The sequence below is a fragment of the Stagnimonas sp. FW305-C-60 genome, assembly GCF_058782965.1.
In genome coordinates this window covers 183,302-198,337 of the sequence record NZ_JBYSYF010000005.1, presented here as the reverse complement: position 1 = coordinate 198,337, position 15,036 = coordinate 183,302, and the positions used below count along the sequence as shown (strand labels likewise).

The 15,036-nt window shown below is 65.5% G+C and carries 14 protein-coding genes; 9 read left to right on the top strand and 5 right to left on the bottom strand.

Going from position 1 to position 15,036, the window contains the following annotated elements:
* Positions 1-189 precede the first annotated feature (189 nt).
* The gene (locus AC3WT6_RS14850) at positions 190-1,530 is read left to right on the top strand and encodes an MATE family efflux transporter (protein ID WP_492654380.1); all 1,341 of its coding nucleotides are present in this window, start codon (positions 190-192) and stop codon (positions 1,528-1,530) included.
* 7 nt (positions 1,531-1,537) lie between these two features.
* Here the strand turns inward: AC3WT6_RS14850 and AC3WT6_RS14845 are convergent, their stop codons facing one another.
* Complete coding sequence (locus AC3WT6_RS14845) at positions 1,538-2,395, bottom strand: bile acid:sodium symporter family protein (RefSeq protein WP_492654379.1); 858 nt, start codon at positions 2,393-2,395, stop codon at positions 1,538-1,540.
* Positions 2,396-2,562: 167 nt separating this feature from the next.
* On the opposite strand from AC3WT6_RS14845, the gene aceB reads away from it, so the two are divergent.
* The 8 genes from aceB (at position 2,563) to rplS (ending at position 11,655) form a co-directional block, all read left to right on the top strand.
* Positions 2,563-4,143 carry a malate synthase A gene (gene aceB / locus AC3WT6_RS14840; protein ID WP_492654378.1) on the top strand — a complete coding sequence of 527 codons (1,581 nt, stop codon included), beginning with the start codon at positions 2,563-2,565 and terminating at the stop codon, positions 4,141-4,143.
* Between the two features lie 316 nt (positions 4,144-4,459).
* On the top strand, positions 4,460-5,770 hold the full coding sequence (gene aceA, locus AC3WT6_RS14835; RefSeq protein ID WP_492654377.1) for an isocitrate lyase: 1,311 nt from the start codon (positions 4,460-4,462) through the stop codon (positions 5,768-5,770).
* 156 nt (positions 5,771-5,926) lie between these two features.
* Positions 5,927-6,640, top strand: a complete 714-nt coding sequence (gene tsaB / locus AC3WT6_RS14830) for a tRNA (adenosine(37)-N6)-threonylcarbamoyltransferase complex dimerization subunit type 1 TsaB (protein WP_492654376.1) — start codon at positions 5,927-5,929, stop codon at positions 6,638-6,640.
* Positions 6,641-6,827: 187 nt separating this feature from the next.
* Entirely contained in the window at positions 6,828-9,518 is a 2,691-nt protein-coding gene (gene gyrA / locus AC3WT6_RS14825) for a DNA gyrase subunit A (protein WP_492654375.1), read from the top strand.
* A gap of 139 nt (positions 9,519-9,657) precedes the next feature.
* Positions 9,658-9,918 carry a 30S ribosomal protein S16 gene (gene rpsP, locus AC3WT6_RS14820; protein WP_492654374.1) on the top strand — a complete coding sequence of 87 codons (261 nt, stop codon included), beginning with the start codon at positions 9,658-9,660 and terminating at the stop codon, positions 9,916-9,918.
* Positions 9,919-9,922: 4 nt separating this feature from the next.
* On the top strand, positions 9,923-10,492 hold the full coding sequence (rimM, locus tag AC3WT6_RS14815; protein WP_492654373.1) for a ribosome maturation factor RimM: 570 nt from the start codon (positions 9,923-9,925) through the stop codon (positions 10,490-10,492).
* Positions 10,493-10,504: 12 nt separating this feature from the next.
* The gene (trmD, locus tag AC3WT6_RS14810) at positions 10,505-11,260 is read left to right on the top strand and encodes a tRNA (guanosine(37)-N1)-methyltransferase TrmD (RefSeq protein WP_492654372.1); all 756 of its coding nucleotides are present in this window, start codon (positions 10,505-10,507) and stop codon (positions 11,258-11,260) included.
* 29 nt (positions 11,261-11,289) lie between these two features.
* Positions 11,290-11,655, top strand: a complete 366-nt coding sequence (gene rplS, locus AC3WT6_RS14805) for a 50S ribosomal protein L19 (protein ID WP_123211508.1) — start codon at positions 11,290-11,292, stop codon at positions 11,653-11,655.
* A 146-nt stretch (positions 11,656-11,801) separates the two neighbouring features.
* Here the strand turns inward: rplS and AC3WT6_RS14800 are convergent, their stop codons facing one another.
* The 4 genes from AC3WT6_RS14800 to AC3WT6_RS14785 form a co-directional block, all read right to left on the bottom strand.
* Complete coding sequence (locus AC3WT6_RS14800) at positions 11,802-12,368, bottom strand: GNAT family N-acetyltransferase (protein ID WP_492654371.1); 567 nt, start codon at positions 12,366-12,368, stop codon at positions 11,802-11,804.
* A 2-nt stretch (positions 12,369-12,370) separates the two neighbouring features.
* Positions 12,371-13,147 carry an SDR family oxidoreductase gene (locus tag AC3WT6_RS14795; protein ID WP_492654370.1) on the bottom strand — a complete coding sequence of 259 codons (777 nt, stop codon included), beginning with the start codon at positions 13,145-13,147 and terminating at the stop codon, positions 12,371-12,373.
* 91 nt (positions 13,148-13,238) lie between these two features.
* Positions 13,239-14,306, bottom strand: a complete 1,068-nt coding sequence (locus AC3WT6_RS14790) for a hypothetical protein (RefSeq protein ID WP_492654369.1) — start codon at positions 14,304-14,306, stop codon at positions 13,239-13,241.
* 39 nt (positions 14,307-14,345) lie between these two features.
* Positions 14,346-14,867 carry a hypothetical protein gene (locus AC3WT6_RS14785; protein WP_492654368.1) on the bottom strand — a complete coding sequence of 174 codons (522 nt, stop codon included), beginning with the start codon at positions 14,865-14,867 and terminating at the stop codon, positions 14,346-14,348.
* Between the last annotated feature and the right edge of the window lie 169 nt (positions 14,868-15,036).

Genomic DNA, 15,036 nt, shown 5'->3' with positions numbered 1-15,036 from the left:
TTGCTTACTTTTCTTTGCACAAGCAAAGAAAAGTGAGTCGCCAAGAGGCGAAAAAAAGCTCGCACCAACAGCGCAGCTATAAGAGCGCGAACGCGCGAACCCACAACCTAGCAAGCGGACAAAAGCATAAACACCCGTCCAGTAAACTGCGCGCCCTCCACCTCAAGACCAGACGCCCCCGTGCAAGACATGACCACCGGCCCCATCCGCGGCCACGTCCTGCGGATGATGAGCTTCATGCTGGTCGGCATGCTCACCCAGACCCTCTACGCCCTGGTGGACATCTGGTGGGTGAGCAGGCTCGGCAAGGAAGCCATCGCCGCCGTCAGCGTCGCCAGCAACCTGATGTTCGTGGTGCTGGCGGTCTCGCAAACCCTCGGCGTCGGCGTGGTGGCCCTGGTGTCGCAGGCCTTCGGCGCCAAGAACGAGCGGCAGGTGCAATACCTGTTCAATCAGGCGCAGGCGCAATCCATCGCCGCCGCGCTGCTGTTCCTGTTGATCGGCTACGCCGGCAAGGACTACTACGCCGCCCGGCTGGCGGGCGACGCCGTAACCGCCGCACTGGCGAGCCGGTTCCTGGCCTGGTTCATTCCGGCCCAGAGTCTGTTGTTCCTGATGACCGGCCTGGGCTCGGCCCTGCGCGGCATCGGCGCCATGAAGCCGGGTCTGATCGCCCAGGTCGGCTCGGTGCTGCTCAACATGCTGCTGGCGCCGTTCCTGATCTTCGGCTGGCTGGGCGCTCCCGCCCTGGGCGTGGCCGGCGCGGCGCTCGCCACCTTCCTCGCCACCCTGGCGGCGGTGCTGGGCCTGGTCTGGTACCTCGGGCGCGCCAGTACCTATCTGAGGATCGACTGGGCGCAATGGCGGCCGGACTGGGCGCTGTGGCGGCGCATGCTGGCCATCGGCCTGCCTTCCGGGGCCGAGTTCCTGATCATGTCGCTGATCCTGGGCCTGATCTACTGGGTGATCCGGCCGTTCGGCGCCGAGGCGCAGGCAGGCTTCGGCATCGGCATGCGGATCATGCAGGCCGGCTTCATGCCGGCGGTGGCGCTCAGCTTCGCGGTGGCGGCGGTGGCCGGGCAGAACTATGGCGCCGGACATCACCAGCGGGTGCGACAGAGCTTCGCCGAGAGCGCCAAGCTCAATATCGGCTTCATGCTGCTGTTCACCCTGGTCTGCCAGCTGGCGCCGGCGGCGATGATGGGCTGGTTCTCCAGCGAGCCCGCCGTGGTGGTGGTCGGCGCCGACTACCTGCGCTTTATCTCCTGGAACTACGTAGCCTCCGGCCTGATCATGGTCGCGGCCGGCCTGTTCCAGGGCCTGGGCAATACCTTGCCCTCGCTGCTGGCCTCCGCCTCGCGGCTGCTGAGCTTCGTGCTGCCGGTGCTGTGGCTGGCCGGGCGGGAGGGCTTTCAGTTGCACCAGGTCTGGATAGTCTCGGCCACCTCGGTCGCTCTGCAGATGGTCTTGAGCTTGTCGCTGCTGCGCCGGGAATTCCGCCACAAGCTGGCGGCCTCGGCCACAGGCTGAACCTTGCTCAGGCGGCGTTGCGGCCGTGCATAAACTTGGCGAAGGCGCCCGCGGTGAAGAACATGAACACGCCGTAGACCGCCGCTGGTATCACCATCACCGGCGACACCAGGGCGCCGACCGCCATCGCCAGGGTGGTGTTGTGCACGCCCAGTTCGATGGCGATGGCAGTGGACTGCCTGCTGTCCAGCCGCGCCAGGCGGGCGATCTGAAAACTCAGGCCCATGGCCAGCACATTCAGCGCCAGCACCGCCGGGCCGACCTTGCCGATGGCGCCGCCGAGGTTGTGCCATTCCGCCCAGATCACCACCGCCACCACCAGCACGAAGAAGATCATCGCCAGGTTCTTGGCCGGCTTTTCCACCCGTTGCGCGAAGACGGGCAGGGCGGCGCGGATCGCCATGCCGAAGGCCAGGGGCACCAGGGTGATCAGCAGTACTTTCTTGACGATGCCGATCATGTCCAGGTTAGGCGCCACTCCATCCGCCGCGAAATGGGCGCTGGCCAGACCCAGGTACAGGGGAACCGTGAACACCGCCGCCAGGCTGCTGATCGCGGTCATGGTCACCGACAGCGCGGTGTCGCCGCGGGCCAGGTGGGTGAGCATGTTGGCGGTGGTGCCGCCGGGGGCGGCGCCCAGCAGAACCATGCCGATGGCGAGTTCCGGCGGCAGGGCGAACAGCTTGGCCAGAGCGAAGCCCAGCAGCGGTGACAGCAGCAGCAGGTTGGCGAGGCCGATGGCCACGCCCTTGGGAAACAGCACCACGCGCCGGAAGTCGGCGAGCGTCAGTGCCAGTCCCAGGCTGGTCATGATCACGAACAGGGACAAGGGCAACAGCGCGCCTGTGAAGCCGGCACCGGTCATGGTCTCTCCTCTGGTTGGCTTTATCGGAATTTGTGTCCGCATCATCCCGAGGCCGGCTTCAGATCACAAGGCGCGTAGGCGCGCCGCTATAATTCGCGCCACTTTTCTTACGGCCGCGCGAGTGGTTCGCGGTCTTCCGGTTTCCCTTGAACCTCAGGAGTTGCACCATGACCCTGCCTGCCGGCATCGAAATCACGGGCCCGCTGTCCCCGGCCTACAAGAAGGTCCTGACGCCGGAAGCGCTGAAGTTCCTCGCCAAGCTGGTCCGCAAGCACGGCCCGACCCGCGAGAAGCTGCTCGCCAAGCGCGCCGACCGCCAGAAGCTGATCGACGCCGGCAAGAAGCCGGGTTTCCTCAAGGAGACCAAGAAGATCCGTGACGGCAAGTGGAAGATCGCCGGCATCCCCAAGGATCTGCTCGACCGCCGCGTCGAGATCACCGGTCCGGTCGACCGCAAGATGATCATCAACGCGCTCAACTCGGGTGCGAAGTGCTTCATGGCCGACTTCGAGGATTCCGCCTCGCCGACCTGGCAGTTGATGATGGATGGCCAGATCAACCTCGCCGACGCGGTGCGCCGCAAGATCAGCTTCAAGAACCCGGACGGCAAGGAATACAAGCTCAACAAGGACATCGCGACCCTGATCGTGCGTCCTCGCGGCTGGCATCTGGACGAGAAGCACGTGCTGATCGACGGCAAGCCGGTCCCCGGCGGCATCTTCGACTTCGCGCTGTACTTCTTCCACAACGCCAAGGAGCTGCTGAAGCGCGGTAGCGGCCCGTACTTCTACCTGCCGAAGATGCAGTCGCATCTGGAAGCGAAGCTCTGGAACGCGATCTTCGTTGACGCCCAGAACGAGCTGAAGATCCCGCAGAAGACCATCAAGGCCACGGTGCTGATCGAGACCCTGTGGGCGGCCTTCGAGATGGACGAGATTCTCTACGAACTGCGCAACCACATCGTCGCCCTCAACTGCGGCCGCTGGGACTACATCTTCAGCTGCATCAAGACCCTCAATGCCCATGGCGACTGGGTGGTGCCGGACCGTCTGCAGGTGACGATGGACAAGCACTTCCTGGACAGCTACTCGAAGCTGCTGTGCGAGACCACCCACAAGCGCGGTGCCTTCGCGATGGGTGGCATGGCCGCCTTCATCCCGACCAAGGACGCGGCGAAGAACGAGGAAGTGTTCGCCAAGGTGCGCGCCGACAAGCTGCGCGAGGTGAAGAACGGCCACGACGGCACCTGGGTCGCCCACCCGGGCCTGGTGCCGGTCGCCATGGAAGTGTTCAACGAGCACATGCCGACGCCGAACCAGTTGCACAAGCAGTTCAACTACAAGATCAAGGCCGCCGACCTGCTGGCCAAGCCGGAAGGCCAGATCACAGAGGGCGGCCTGCGCAACAACATCAATGTCGGCATCGGCTACATGGAAGCCTGGATTCGCGGTACCGGCTGCGTGCCCCTGCACAACCTGATGGAAGACGCCGCCACCGCCGAGATCAGCCGCACCCAGGTCTGGCAGTGGCTGAAGTACGGTGCGGTGCTGGCCGATGGCCGCCCGGTCACCCGCGAGCTGGTGCTGAAGATCGTCGACGAGGAGCTGGAGGCCTACAAGAAGCAGCTGGGTGTAGAGAAGTTCTACCAGGGTCGCTTTGTCGAGGCCGCTGGCATCGTCGCCCGCATGTCCACCGCGCCCAAGTGCGAGGAGTTCCTGACCCTGCCGGGCTATCGCTACCTCGATTGAGCCGGCTGTCCTTTGGGCAAGAGGGGCGCCGAGGCGCCCCTTTTTGTTGGGCTGCTGAGGCTGTCCAGGCTTTCGTGAAGCGGGGCATCGGCCCTTTATATGTATAAGGGCTGCGGACAGGGGCGAGGCGAGGGCGGCCTGCCGACCAAGGTCTAGTCCATTCCGGTCAGGCGGGCCGGCGAAGATGTTGTGCGGTGCAAAAAAGTCACCTGTATAATTCGCGCCCGCGAATCCGGCTTCACCGTTCTGACATTTTGGGGCGGGGCTTCAGGGCGCCGGATTCAACGTTTTCTTTCCCACCGCAAGGACTTCACCGATGTCGACTCGCGAAGAGCAGATCAAGGCCCTCGAAACCGATTGGGCGACCAACCCCCGCTGGAAGCTGGTCAAGCGCGGCTATTCCGCGGCCGATGTCGTCCGCCTGCGCGGCAACATGCAGATCGAGTACACCCTCGCCAAGCAGGGCGCCGAGAAGCTCTGGGCCAAGGTCAACGGCGGCGCCAAGAAGGGCTACGTCAACGCCTTCGGTGCCATCACCGCCGGCCAGGCGATGCAGCAGGCCAAGGCCGGCCTGGAAGCCGTGTATCTGTCCGGCTGGCAGGTTGCCGCCGACGGCAACACCTCCGAAACCATGTACCCCGACCAGTCGCTCTACGCGTACGACTCGGTGCCGACCATGGTTCGCCGCATCAACAACACCTTCAAGCGCGCCGACGAGATCCAGTGGAGCCGTGGCATCGAGGCCGGTCACAAGGACTTCGTTGACTACTTCCTGCCGATCGTGGCCGACGCCGAAGCCGGCTTCGGTGGCGTGCTGAACGCCTTCGAGCTGATGAAGAACATGATCGCCGCCGGCGCCGCCGGTGTGCACTTCGAAGACCAGCTCGCTGCGGTCAAGAAGTGCGGCCACATGGGCGGCAAGGTGCTGGTGCCGACCCAGGAAGCGATCGAGAAGCTGATCGCCGCCCGCTTCGCCGCCGACGTCATGGGTGTGCCGACCATCGTGCTGGCCCGTACCGACGCCGAAGCCGCCAACCTGCTGACCAGCGACCACGACGCCAACGACAAGCCCTTCCTCACCGGTGAGCGCACCCAGGAAGGCTTCTACCGCGTCAAGAACGGTCTGGAGCAGGCGATCAGCCGTGGCGTTGCCTACGCGCCCTACGCCGACCTGGTGTGGTGCGAGACCGGCGTGCCAGACATCGGCTTCGCCCGCGAGTTCGCCCAGGCCGTGCAGAAGGCCTGCCCGGGCAAGCTGCTCAGCTACAACTGCTCGCCGTCTTTCAACTGGAAGAAGAACCTCAACGACAGCCAGATCGCTTCCTTCCAGGAAGAGCTGAGCGCGCTGGGCTACAAGTACCAGTTCATCACCCTGGCCGGTATCCACATCAACTGGTTCAACACCTTCCAGTTTGCTCACGCCTACGCCCGCGGCGAAGGCATGAAGCACTACACCAACATGGTGCAGGAGCCGGAATTCGCTGCCCGCGAGAAGGGTTACACCTTCGTGTCGCACCAGCAGGAAGTGGGCGCTGGCTACTTCGACGACGTCACCACCGTGATCCAGGGCGGTTCGTCCTCGGTCAAGGCGCTGGCCGGTTCGACCGAAGAAGAGCAGTTCCACTAAGCGATTCCCCAGGGCGGAGGTCGGTTCAGGTCGACCTCCGCGCCGGAGTCGCCAGACTGGATACTGGCAAGCAACACCCAGAGGGCGCTGCCAAAAGCAGCGCCCTTTGTCTTTTCCGCATGGCAGGTTTGCCGGGCGGCTAGACTGCCCTGGACCATGAAATTACTCGCTCTAGACACTGCCACTGAGGCCTGTTCCGTCGCGCTCTGGATCGACGGTGCCCTGCTTGAGCATTTCGAGCTGGCCGGGCGCGACCATACCCAACGGCTGCCGGCCATGCTGCATGCCCTGATGGCCGAGGCGGGCCTGGGATACTCCCAGCTTGATGGTCTCGTCTGCGGGCTGGGGCCGGGCAGCTTCGCCGGCGTGCGCATCGGCGTGGCTTACCTCCAGGGCCTCGCGCTGGCCCACGATCAGCCTGCCCTGGGCGTCTCGTCCCTGGCGATGCTGGCTCAGGGCGCGATCCGCGCCCATGGCGCCGAGCGAGTGCTGGCGGCCATCGACGCTCGCATGGACGAGGTCTATTACGCCGCCTATCTGCGTGACGCCGCCGGACTGGCAGTGCCGCAAGGCGAGGCCAGGGTCTGCCGGCCCGAGCTGGTGCCGGAGGATTCAGGGCCTTGGCACGCGGCCGGAACCGGTTGGGGGCGGTATGAATCGGTACTGCGCGCGGTCTCGGGCAGCGAGTTGCTGATGGTGGATGGCGAGGCCCTGCCTCGGGCCGGCGATGCCCTCCGTCTGGCGCTGCCGGGCTTCCAGTCCAGGGCGGCTGGCGATGCCGGTTTGCTGGCGCCGATTTATCTGCGCAACCGGATTGCGCTCACTCTCGTCGAACAGGCCGCATTACGGGCGAAAAGCCTCTCACTTTGAGAGCGGCCGCGACAGGCGTTTGGAAGGCTCTCTTGGCAGGCCCGTAAATGGCTGCTAAATCCAAGTGCGGTCAAGGTCTTACCGCCTCTGGCGTGTTACACTTCGACGTCTTTTGCAGGGCACCGGAAACGATCAAAAAAACGCCTGTGCAGAAGCCCCGAAAAAATCACGCTTGCTGGTGCGCAACATGACGGATTTCGCCAAAGAAGTTTTGCATATCAATCTCGAAGACGAGATGCGGCGCAGCTACCTCGATTACGCCATGAGCGTGATCGTCGGTCGCGCCCTGCCGGATGCCCGTGACGGCCTGAAGCCGGTGCACCGCCGCATCCTCTGGGGCATGAAGGAGCAGAACAACGACTACAACAAGCCGTTCAAGAAATCGGCGCGTATCGTCGGCGACGTCATGGGTAAGTACCACCCGCATGGCGACTCGGCGATCTATGACTCCATCGTCCGCATGGCCCAGCCGTTCTCGCTGCGCTACCCGCTGGTCGACGGTCAGGGCAATTTCGGTTCCATCGACGGCGATAACCCCGCCGCCATGCGCTACACCGAAATCCGCATGGCCAAGATTGCCCACGAGATGGTCGCCGACATCGGCGAAGACACCGTGGACTTCCAGGACAACTACGACGGCTCCGAGCACGAGCCGGTGGTGCTGCCGGCCAAGATCCCCAACCTGCTGGTGAACGGTTCCTCCGGCATCGCGGTGGGCATGGCCACCAACATCCCGCCGCACAATCTCACCGAGATCATCGAAGGCTGCCTGGCGCTGATCGAGAACCCGGCGCTGGATCTGGCCGGCCTGATGAAGCTGATTCCGGCGCCCGACTTTCCCACCGCCGGCCTTTTGCTCGACGCCCACGAACTGGTCAACGCCTACGAGACCGGCCGCGGCCGCATCGTGCTGCGCTCGCGCACCCATTTCGAGGAGTACGGCCAGAACCGGCAGTCCATCGTCGTCACCGAGCTGCCCTACCAGGTCAACAAGAAGACGCTGCAGGAGACGATGGCCGAGCTGGTCAAGGAGAAGCGGCTGGAGGGCATCAGCGGCATCCGCGATGAGTCCGACAAGGACGGCATGCGCTTGGTGATCGAGCTCAAGCGCGACGAGAACGCCGAGGTGGTGCTGAACAATCTGTTCCAGCTCACCCAGATGCAGACCGCGTTCTCGCTGAACATGGTGGCGCTGGACAACGGCCAGCCCAAGCGTCTGGGCCTGAAGGCGCTGCTCGACATCTTCCTGCGTCACCGCCGCGAGGTGGTCACCCGCCGCAGCCGCTACCGCCTGCAGGAGGCGCGCAAGAAGGCGCACATCGCCGAGGGCCTGGCGATCGCGCTGGCCAACATCGACGAGATGATCGAGCTGATCAAGCGCAGCGCCAACACCGCCGCCGCCAAGCTCGGCCTGATGGAAAAGGCCTGGAATCCCGGCCTGGTGAACGCGATGCTGGAGCGGGTCGATCTCGCCAGCACCCGGCCGGTGGACCTGCCGGCGGGCTTAGGCCTGACCGAGGACGGCACTGGCTACAAGCTCAGCGAGGCGCAGGCCACCGCCATTCTGGAAATGCGCCTGCAGAAGCTCACCGGCCTGGAGCAGGACGCCATCCGCGAGGAGTTCAAGGGCTATATCGCCAAGATCATCGACCTGCTCGACATTCTCGGCAGCGAAACCCGGCTGCTGTCGGTGGTGCGAGACGAACTCGTCGATATTCGCGACAACTTCGGCGACAACCGCCGCACCGAGATCACCGGCGCCGCGCTGAACATGGCGCACGAAGATCTGGTGCAGCCGCAGGACATGGTGGTGACGCTCTCGCACGCCGGCTACGTCAAGACCGTGGCCCTGAACGAGTACCAGGCCCAGCGCCGTGGCGGCCGCGGCAAGATCGCCGCCACCACCAAGGACGAGGACTTCCTGGAAAAGCTCTGGGTCAGCCACACCCACGACACCCTGCTGTGCTTCAGCAGCCACGGCAAGGTCTACAAGCTGCGGGTGTTCGAGCTGCCGGAAGGCTCGCGCGGCGGCCGTGGCCGCCCGTTCAACAACCTGCTGCCGCTGGAAGAGGGCGAGAAGATCAATGCGGTGTTGCCGATCAAGTCCTTCGGCGCGGAACAGAGCGAGGCCTCCGAAACCGGCCCCTTCATCTTCATGGTCACCCGCCGCGGCACGGTGAAGAAGACCGCGCTCGCCGCCTACGCCAACATCCGCTCCAACGGCCTGATCGCGGTCGACCTGCGCGCCGACGACGAGCTGATCTCGGTGGCGCTGACCACCGGCAGCGACGATGTGCTGCTGTTCAGCGACGCCGGCCGGGTCATCCGCTTCAACGAAAGCCATGTCCGGCCGATGGGGCGCGGCGCCACCGGTGTGCGCGGCATGCGCCTGGTGCGGGTCGCCGAGGCGGCGGAGGACGAAGCGGGTGAGTCGGCGGAGGAGGCGGGCGAGGAGGGCAGTGCCCTGCTGCCGGCCGCCGCCTGCATCATCAGCATGATCGTGCTCGAGGCCGGGGTGGACATTCTCAGCATCACCGAGCAGGGCTATGGCAAGCGCACGCCGATCGAGCAATTCCCGGTGCGTGGTCGTGGCGGCATGGGTGTGATCGCTCAGGCGGTCACCGACAAGACCGGCGATCTGGTCGCAGCCATTGCCGTCAACGACCGTCACGAGCTGATGCTCATCACCGAGGGCGGCAACCTGATCCGCACCCGCTCGCACGAGGTGCGGGTGGCCGGTCGCAACACCCAGGGCGTGCGGATCATGCGTCCGGAGCCGGGCGATCGCATCGTCGGCGTCGACCGCTTCGAGCCGGAAGCGGAGGCCGAAGGCGGCAACGCCAGCGAGCCGCCGACCGAAGGCACCGCCGGAGAGTAGGGGCAGTTGCGCTAAATAGCGGTTCTGGCTTTATTTTCGGCAGAAAGTCGTTAAACTACGCGACCTTTTTTGGGCCGGGAGCCAGTGCTGATGCTGGTCCGTCCCGGTCCAGATAACCGTCACAGGCAGGAAAAACAGCATGGTCAAGATTCGTCTCGCCCGGTCCGGCGCCAAGAAGGCCCCGTACTACAACGTCGTTGCCACCGACAGCCGCAGCTCGCGCGATGGCAAGTTCATCGAGCGTCTGGGCTACTACAACCCCAGCGCCCGCGGCCAGGAAGTCAAGCTCAAGCTTGACCTCGCCAAGATCGAAGGCTGGGCCAAGAACGGCGCCCAGATCTCCGAGCGCGTGGCGTTTCTGGTCAAGTCCGCCCCCAAGGCGGAAGTCGCTGCGGCCTAAGACGATGAGCGCCGAAGCGCCCCGCGCTGAAAAGCGGGTGACGCTGGGGCGCATCGCCGGTGTCTACGGCATCAAGGGCTGGGTGAAGCTGGTTTCCTCCACCCGGCCTGCCGACGGAATCCTCCGCTATCCCCACTGGTGGCTCAGCCGCCCGGGTTCCACGGAAGGCTACGAAGCGAAGTTGCTGGAAGGGCGGGTCCATGGCGCCGGTCTGGTAGCCCAGCTGTCCAGGCCGGACGGCAGCGCCATCGAAGATCGCGACAGCGCCGCCCGCATGGTGGGTTTGGAGATCGCGGTGCCGCGTTCGGCACTGCCGCCCACCAAACCCGGCGAAGTGTATCTGATCGACCTGGTGGGGCTCTCCGTCAAGTCGGTCGCTGGCGAGCCGCTCGGCGTGGTCGAGTCGGTGACCAGCAACGGCGCGCAGGATGTGCTGGTGGTGCGCGACGCGGCGGTATTGGATGAAGCCGGTGAGCCGATGCGGAGGCTGATCCCGTTCGTCAGAGGCCCGATCATCGAATCGGTGAGCCTGGAAGCAAACGAGATCGTCGCGCACTGGCAGCCCGACTGGTGAGGATGTAAGGCGGTGCGGGTCGAAGTGCTGACGCTGTTCCCAGAACTGGTGGAGCAGCTCACCAGCGTCGGGATCCCACGCATCGCGGCGGAATCTGGCGCGCTGACCCTGGTCACGCGGCAGTTGCGCGATTTCAGCGGCAATCGCTGGAACCGCGTCGATGAGCGACCGTTTGGCGGTGGTCCGGGCATGGTGATGCAGCCCGAGCCGCTGGCCCAGGCGGTGGCGGCGGCTCGACAGGAGTGCGGTGCGGGAGCGCCGGTCCTGGTGATGTCGCCGCAGGGTGAACGTTTCGACCAGCGATGGGCGGAGCGGCTGGCCAAGGAGCCAGCATGGATTGTGGTATGCGGTCGCTACGAAGGCATGGATGAACGCTTTCTGGCGAGCGAGGTGACGGCGGAGTTGTCCCTGGGCGACTTCGTGCTCTCCGGTGGCGAAATTGCCGTGATGGCGATGGTGGACGCGGTGACGCGTCTGCTGCCGGGCGTACTCGGTGATGCGGAGTCGGCGGTCAGCGACTCCTTCAGCGCCGGGCATCTCGACCACCCGCACTACACGCGGCCGGTCAACTGGCGTGGGATGCCGGTGCCGGACGTGTTGTTGTCAGGAGATCACAAGGCGATTGCGCAGTGGAGGCTGGCAAACGCATTGGGTCAAACCTGGTTGAAGCGGCCGGATTTATTGGCCGGGTTGGAGTTGAAGGCGGCACACCATATGTTGCTGCGGGAGTATCTCTCTGAGTACGCCTCGCAGTGGCCTGATAAATAGCGCAGTACGTTTTTAAAGAGGTTTTAACCATGAACTTGATTCAGCAGCTGGAAGCCGAGGCGATCGCCGCCCAGGCCAAGAAGATTCCCGAATTCGGCCCCGGCGACACCATCGAGGTCAAGGTCAAGGTCAAGGAAGGCGACCGTGAGCGTCTCCAGGCCTATGAAGGCGTGGTGATCGCGGTCCGCAACCGCGGCCTGAACTCCGCGTTCACCGTGCGCAAGGTCGCCCACGGCGAAGGCGTCGAGCGCACCTTCCAGACCTACAGCCCGCAGGTTGCCGAGATCGCCGTGAAGCGCCGTGGCGACGTCCGCCGCGCCAAGCTCTACTACCTCCGCGATCTGGCCGGCAAGGCTGCCCGCATCAAGGAAAAGCTGAGCGCCCGCGCGGAGTAATCCGCCATCGGGTCGCGGGGCGGATTGCAGATCCGTTCCGCGAAGCAGGCTCGAAGCGAGCGATGACCCTCATGGGTTGTCGCTCGCTTTTTTGTTTGGGCCGGCACAGACCTGAATCGGTGGTAATGGCGGCTAGCCGCGCGCGATCAGGTCGTGGGAGCCGCGCGCAGCCAGTCTTCGGCGCTGCGCTGAAAGAACGGCATGGCGCCATAGGGTGCGTAGGCCGGGTGGCTGAAAGCGCGCTCGCCCTGTCGCTCCAGGCCGCTTTTCAACAGCACGCGTTGCGAGCCGGCGTTGTCCGGATGGGTGATCGCGCAGAGGCTGGGCAGGCCGAGTTGGGTGTAGCCATAGCGCAGCAGCGTCAGGCTCATCTCGGTGGCGTAGCCGCTGCCCCAGTACTGTGGGAACAGACGGTAGCCGACCTGGATCAGCGTCTCGCCACGGATGTGGTTGAGCAGGTGAAAGCCGATGCACTCTCCGCTCTGCCGCTCGATGCTGGCCCAGACACCGAGGCCGGGTTGCTCCTCGTAGTAGCTGAGGATGCGGCTCTCCAGCATGTTGCGGGTGTCTTCCGCCGCCTCCGGACCGCCGAGATAGCGCATCACCTCGGGGTCGGAGTTCAGCCTTTGCAGCAGCGGCAGGTCGGCCAGGTCAAAGCGGCGCAATTGCAGCCGCGCGCTACGCAGGCCGTCGCGACCGGCGTCGAAACCCATCTCTACAGGCCGCCGCAGCCGATCATGCCGCCGTCGATGGTCAGCGTGGTGCCGGTGACATAGCTGCTGGCCGGGCTGACCAGGAACAGGATGCCGGGCGCGATCTCTTCCGGCTGCGCCATGCGCTGCAGCGGAATCTGCGGCAGCACGGTTTTCAGGATCTGGTCGTTCTTGGTCAGCGCCGAGGCGAACTTGGTGTCGGTGAGGCCGGGCAGCACGGCATTGCAGCGGATGCCCCAGGGTGCGCATTCCTTGGCGAAGGCCTGGGTCATGTTGATGACGCCGGCCTTGGTGATGGAATAGATCGCCTGGAACATGCCCGGCTTGATGCCGTTGACGCTGGCGATGTTGACGATCGCACCACCACCGCCCTTCTTCATCAGCTTAGCGGCCAGCGAGGAGAGCTCGAAATAGCCCTTGATGTTCACTTGCAGGGTTTTTTCCACCATGTCCATGCCGGTATCGGTGACATGGCCGAAGTAGGGATTGGTGGCGGCGTTGTTGACCAGGATGTCGAGCTTGCCGAAGCGCTGCTCGATCTCGGTGATCAGGTGCTTGAGTGCCGCCGACTCGCCCTGGTGGGCGGCAATGGCGGTGGCCTGGCCGCCGCTGGCGATGATCTGGTCGGCGATTACGTCGAGGTCAGCCTGCTTGCGGCTGGAGATCACCACATGGGCGCCCTGCTCGGCGAGCAAGCGGGCGGTGGCGGCGCCAATGCCGCGCGAGGCGCCGGTGATCAGCGCGACCTTGCCGCTGAGATTGAATAGCTGGGTGCTCATCGGAAACTCCTCTTTCCTGGGGGCGAAAAAGAAACCGGCCGCGACAGCGGCCGGTGGGGCATCAAGGCGGACGCCGCGAACGGCGCCCGGATCAAATCACATAGACCGGGCCGTGCAGGCTCTGGCCCAGGCTCTGGCCCTGGGCGTCGGCGAGGTTCGCATCCACGACCACGGTGTAGCGCCCCGGCTTGAGGCCGCGGAAGATCGCCAGGCGCGGATTGGCGGCGGCTTCCCAGCTGCCGCTGACCAGCTCGCCATGCCGGTCGTAGACCTTCACCGACTGGTTCAGGGCCCCCTCGGCCGGCTGACCGGAAAACAGCAGGGCAATCGCTGCCTCGCCCTTGGGTTGGCCGGCGTAGACCAGGCCAAAGCTGCCAGTCGGCGCCGGCCACCAGGCCTTGAGGGCATCGGAGGCGGCGACGACGGCCTTGGGCGCGGTCTTGGCCGGCTTCGCACGCGGCGTCGTCGGGCGAGCAGCGGGCGTGGCTTCCTCGGCATTGGCCACCATCGGCTCGGCTGCCGCCGCCGCCGGGGCGTGGCTGCTGCTCGCCACCTGGCCCCCGAACTCGTCACGCACCACGCGGCGGGCAGTGCTGGCGGCCACCTGCTGCGCGGCGCGGCGGCCAGCGGCGTAGCCGATCTCCTCGGCTTCGGCGGCACTCAGGCCACCGCTCGATTTGCCGGACTGGGCGGCGAGGGCGGTTTGCACGACTTCCTGTGCGACCCGGCGGCCTTCTTCTTCACCGATGCGACGGGCTTCCTCGGCGCTCAGGCCGCCGGTCGTGCTGCTGACCGGGGCCTTGGAAAGCTGCTGGTCGACGATGGCCTGGGCCACCTGGGCGGCCACCTGACGCGCCACCTCCTCGCCGATGCGCCGGGCCTCGGCCTCACTGAGTCCGGCACCGGCCGAGCCCTCACCGACGGCTGCCACTGCGGCGGCGGTGGCGGCGGCAATCGGGTCTTCGCTGGCGCTGCCCTCAAGGCTGGTGGTGTCGGCAGTGGCGGCTGCTTCCGGGGCGGTGGTGCTGGTTTCGGCCTGGGCCTGGGGCTTGCTCTTGTCGCCAGTGAGGAAATCGAAGGCGAAGTAAGTGCCGCCGGCCGCCACCAAGGTGGCGACGAGAATGCCAATGGTGAGATTGGTCTGTGAATTCTGGTTCATGGTCTGGGCGTGCTGGGATGCGAACCGACCGGGCCGCGATCAGCGCTGGGCCGCGTCGCGCGCGGCCTGTTCGGCGATGGACTTGGCGGTTTCCGCGGCGGCCTTGGCAGCGGCCTCGGCGACGATGCGCGCCAGCTCGTCGCGGCTGAGAGTAGTGGCCGGGGCGCTGCTGCTGGTCGCAGCCGGGGCTGGCTCGGGAGCCGGGGCCGGCTCGCTGGTCGCGGTCTCGGTGCTGACCGGCTCGCTGACGACCGGCTCAGTCGGCGCTTCGGGGGCCGAACTCTCGGCGCTGGCTTCGGCGGCGGTCGCTGTGCTGCTTTCCTCAGTGGCCGCCGTGGTGGCGACTTCTTCGCTCGGCGTCGGCGCCTGGCTGGGGGCGGCGCTGTCGGCGATGGCGGCGGCCTCGCTTTCATTCAGGCCGGCGCTGAGCACCTGTTCGGCCTGGATGCCGGTGGCCGGCGGAGCTTCCTTCTGATGGGGGAAGATCAGGCCCAGGGCAAAATAGCTGCCGATGGCGAGTACCAAGGTGATGCCGGCCAGCGGCAGAAAACGGCTGCTCATTCCAAAACTCCCCTCTTAAGACGTTGTTTGCGATCCGGTATGTATTGCTATAAGTGCCGCCGGCTGTTGATCGTCAGCCGCCGTATTCTAGTCATGTAAACCGCCGCATAGCAGAGTGCTCGCGTCGTTGCGGTCAAGGTGCCTTGCCGGTGCGGGCGGCATAATACGC

Coding starts and splice junctions, on each gene's coding strand:
- AC3WT6_RS14785 (WP_492654368.1), bottom strand. CDS start 14,867: ATGAGCAGCCGTTTTCTGCCGCTGGCCGGCATCACCTTGGTACTCGCC.
- gyrA (WP_492654375.1), top strand. CDS start 6,828: ATGACGGATTTCGCCAAAGAAGTTTTGCATATCAATCTCGAAGACGAG.
- AC3WT6_RS14790 (WP_492654369.1), bottom strand. CDS start 14,306: ATGAACCAGAATTCACAGACCAATCTCACCATTGGCATTCTCGTCGCC.
- aceB (WP_492654378.1), top strand. CDS start 2,563: ATGACCCTGCCTGCCGGCATCGAAATCACGGGCCCGCTGTCCCCGGCC.
- rimM (WP_492654373.1), top strand. CDS start 9,923: ATGAGCGCCGAAGCGCCCCGCGCTGAAAAGCGGGTGACGCTGGGGCGC.
- AC3WT6_RS14850 (WP_492654380.1), top strand. CDS start 190: ATGACCACCGGCCCCATCCGCGGCCACGTCCTGCGGATGATGAGCTTC.
- AC3WT6_RS14795 (WP_492654370.1), bottom strand. CDS start 13,147: ATGAGCACCCAGCTATTCAATCTCAGCGGCAAGGTCGCGCTGATCACC.
- aceA (WP_492654377.1), top strand. CDS start 4,460: ATGTCGACTCGCGAAGAGCAGATCAAGGCCCTCGAAACCGATTGGGCG.
- rpsP (WP_492654374.1), top strand. CDS start 9,658: ATGGTCAAGATTCGTCTCGCCCGGTCCGGCGCCAAGAAGGCCCCGTAC.
- AC3WT6_RS14845 (WP_492654379.1), bottom strand. CDS start 2,395: ATGACCGGTGCCGGCTTCACAGGCGCGCTGTTGCCCTTGTCCCTGTTC.
- AC3WT6_RS14800 (WP_492654371.1), bottom strand. CDS start 12,368: ATGGGTTTCGACGCCGGTCGCGACGGCCTGCGTAGCGCGCGGCTGCAA.
- rplS (WP_123211508.1), top strand. CDS start 11,290: ATGAACTTGATTCAGCAGCTGGAAGCCGAGGCGATCGCCGCCCAGGCC.
- tsaB (WP_492654376.1), top strand. CDS start 5,927: ATGAAATTACTCGCTCTAGACACTGCCACTGAGGCCTGTTCCGTCGCG.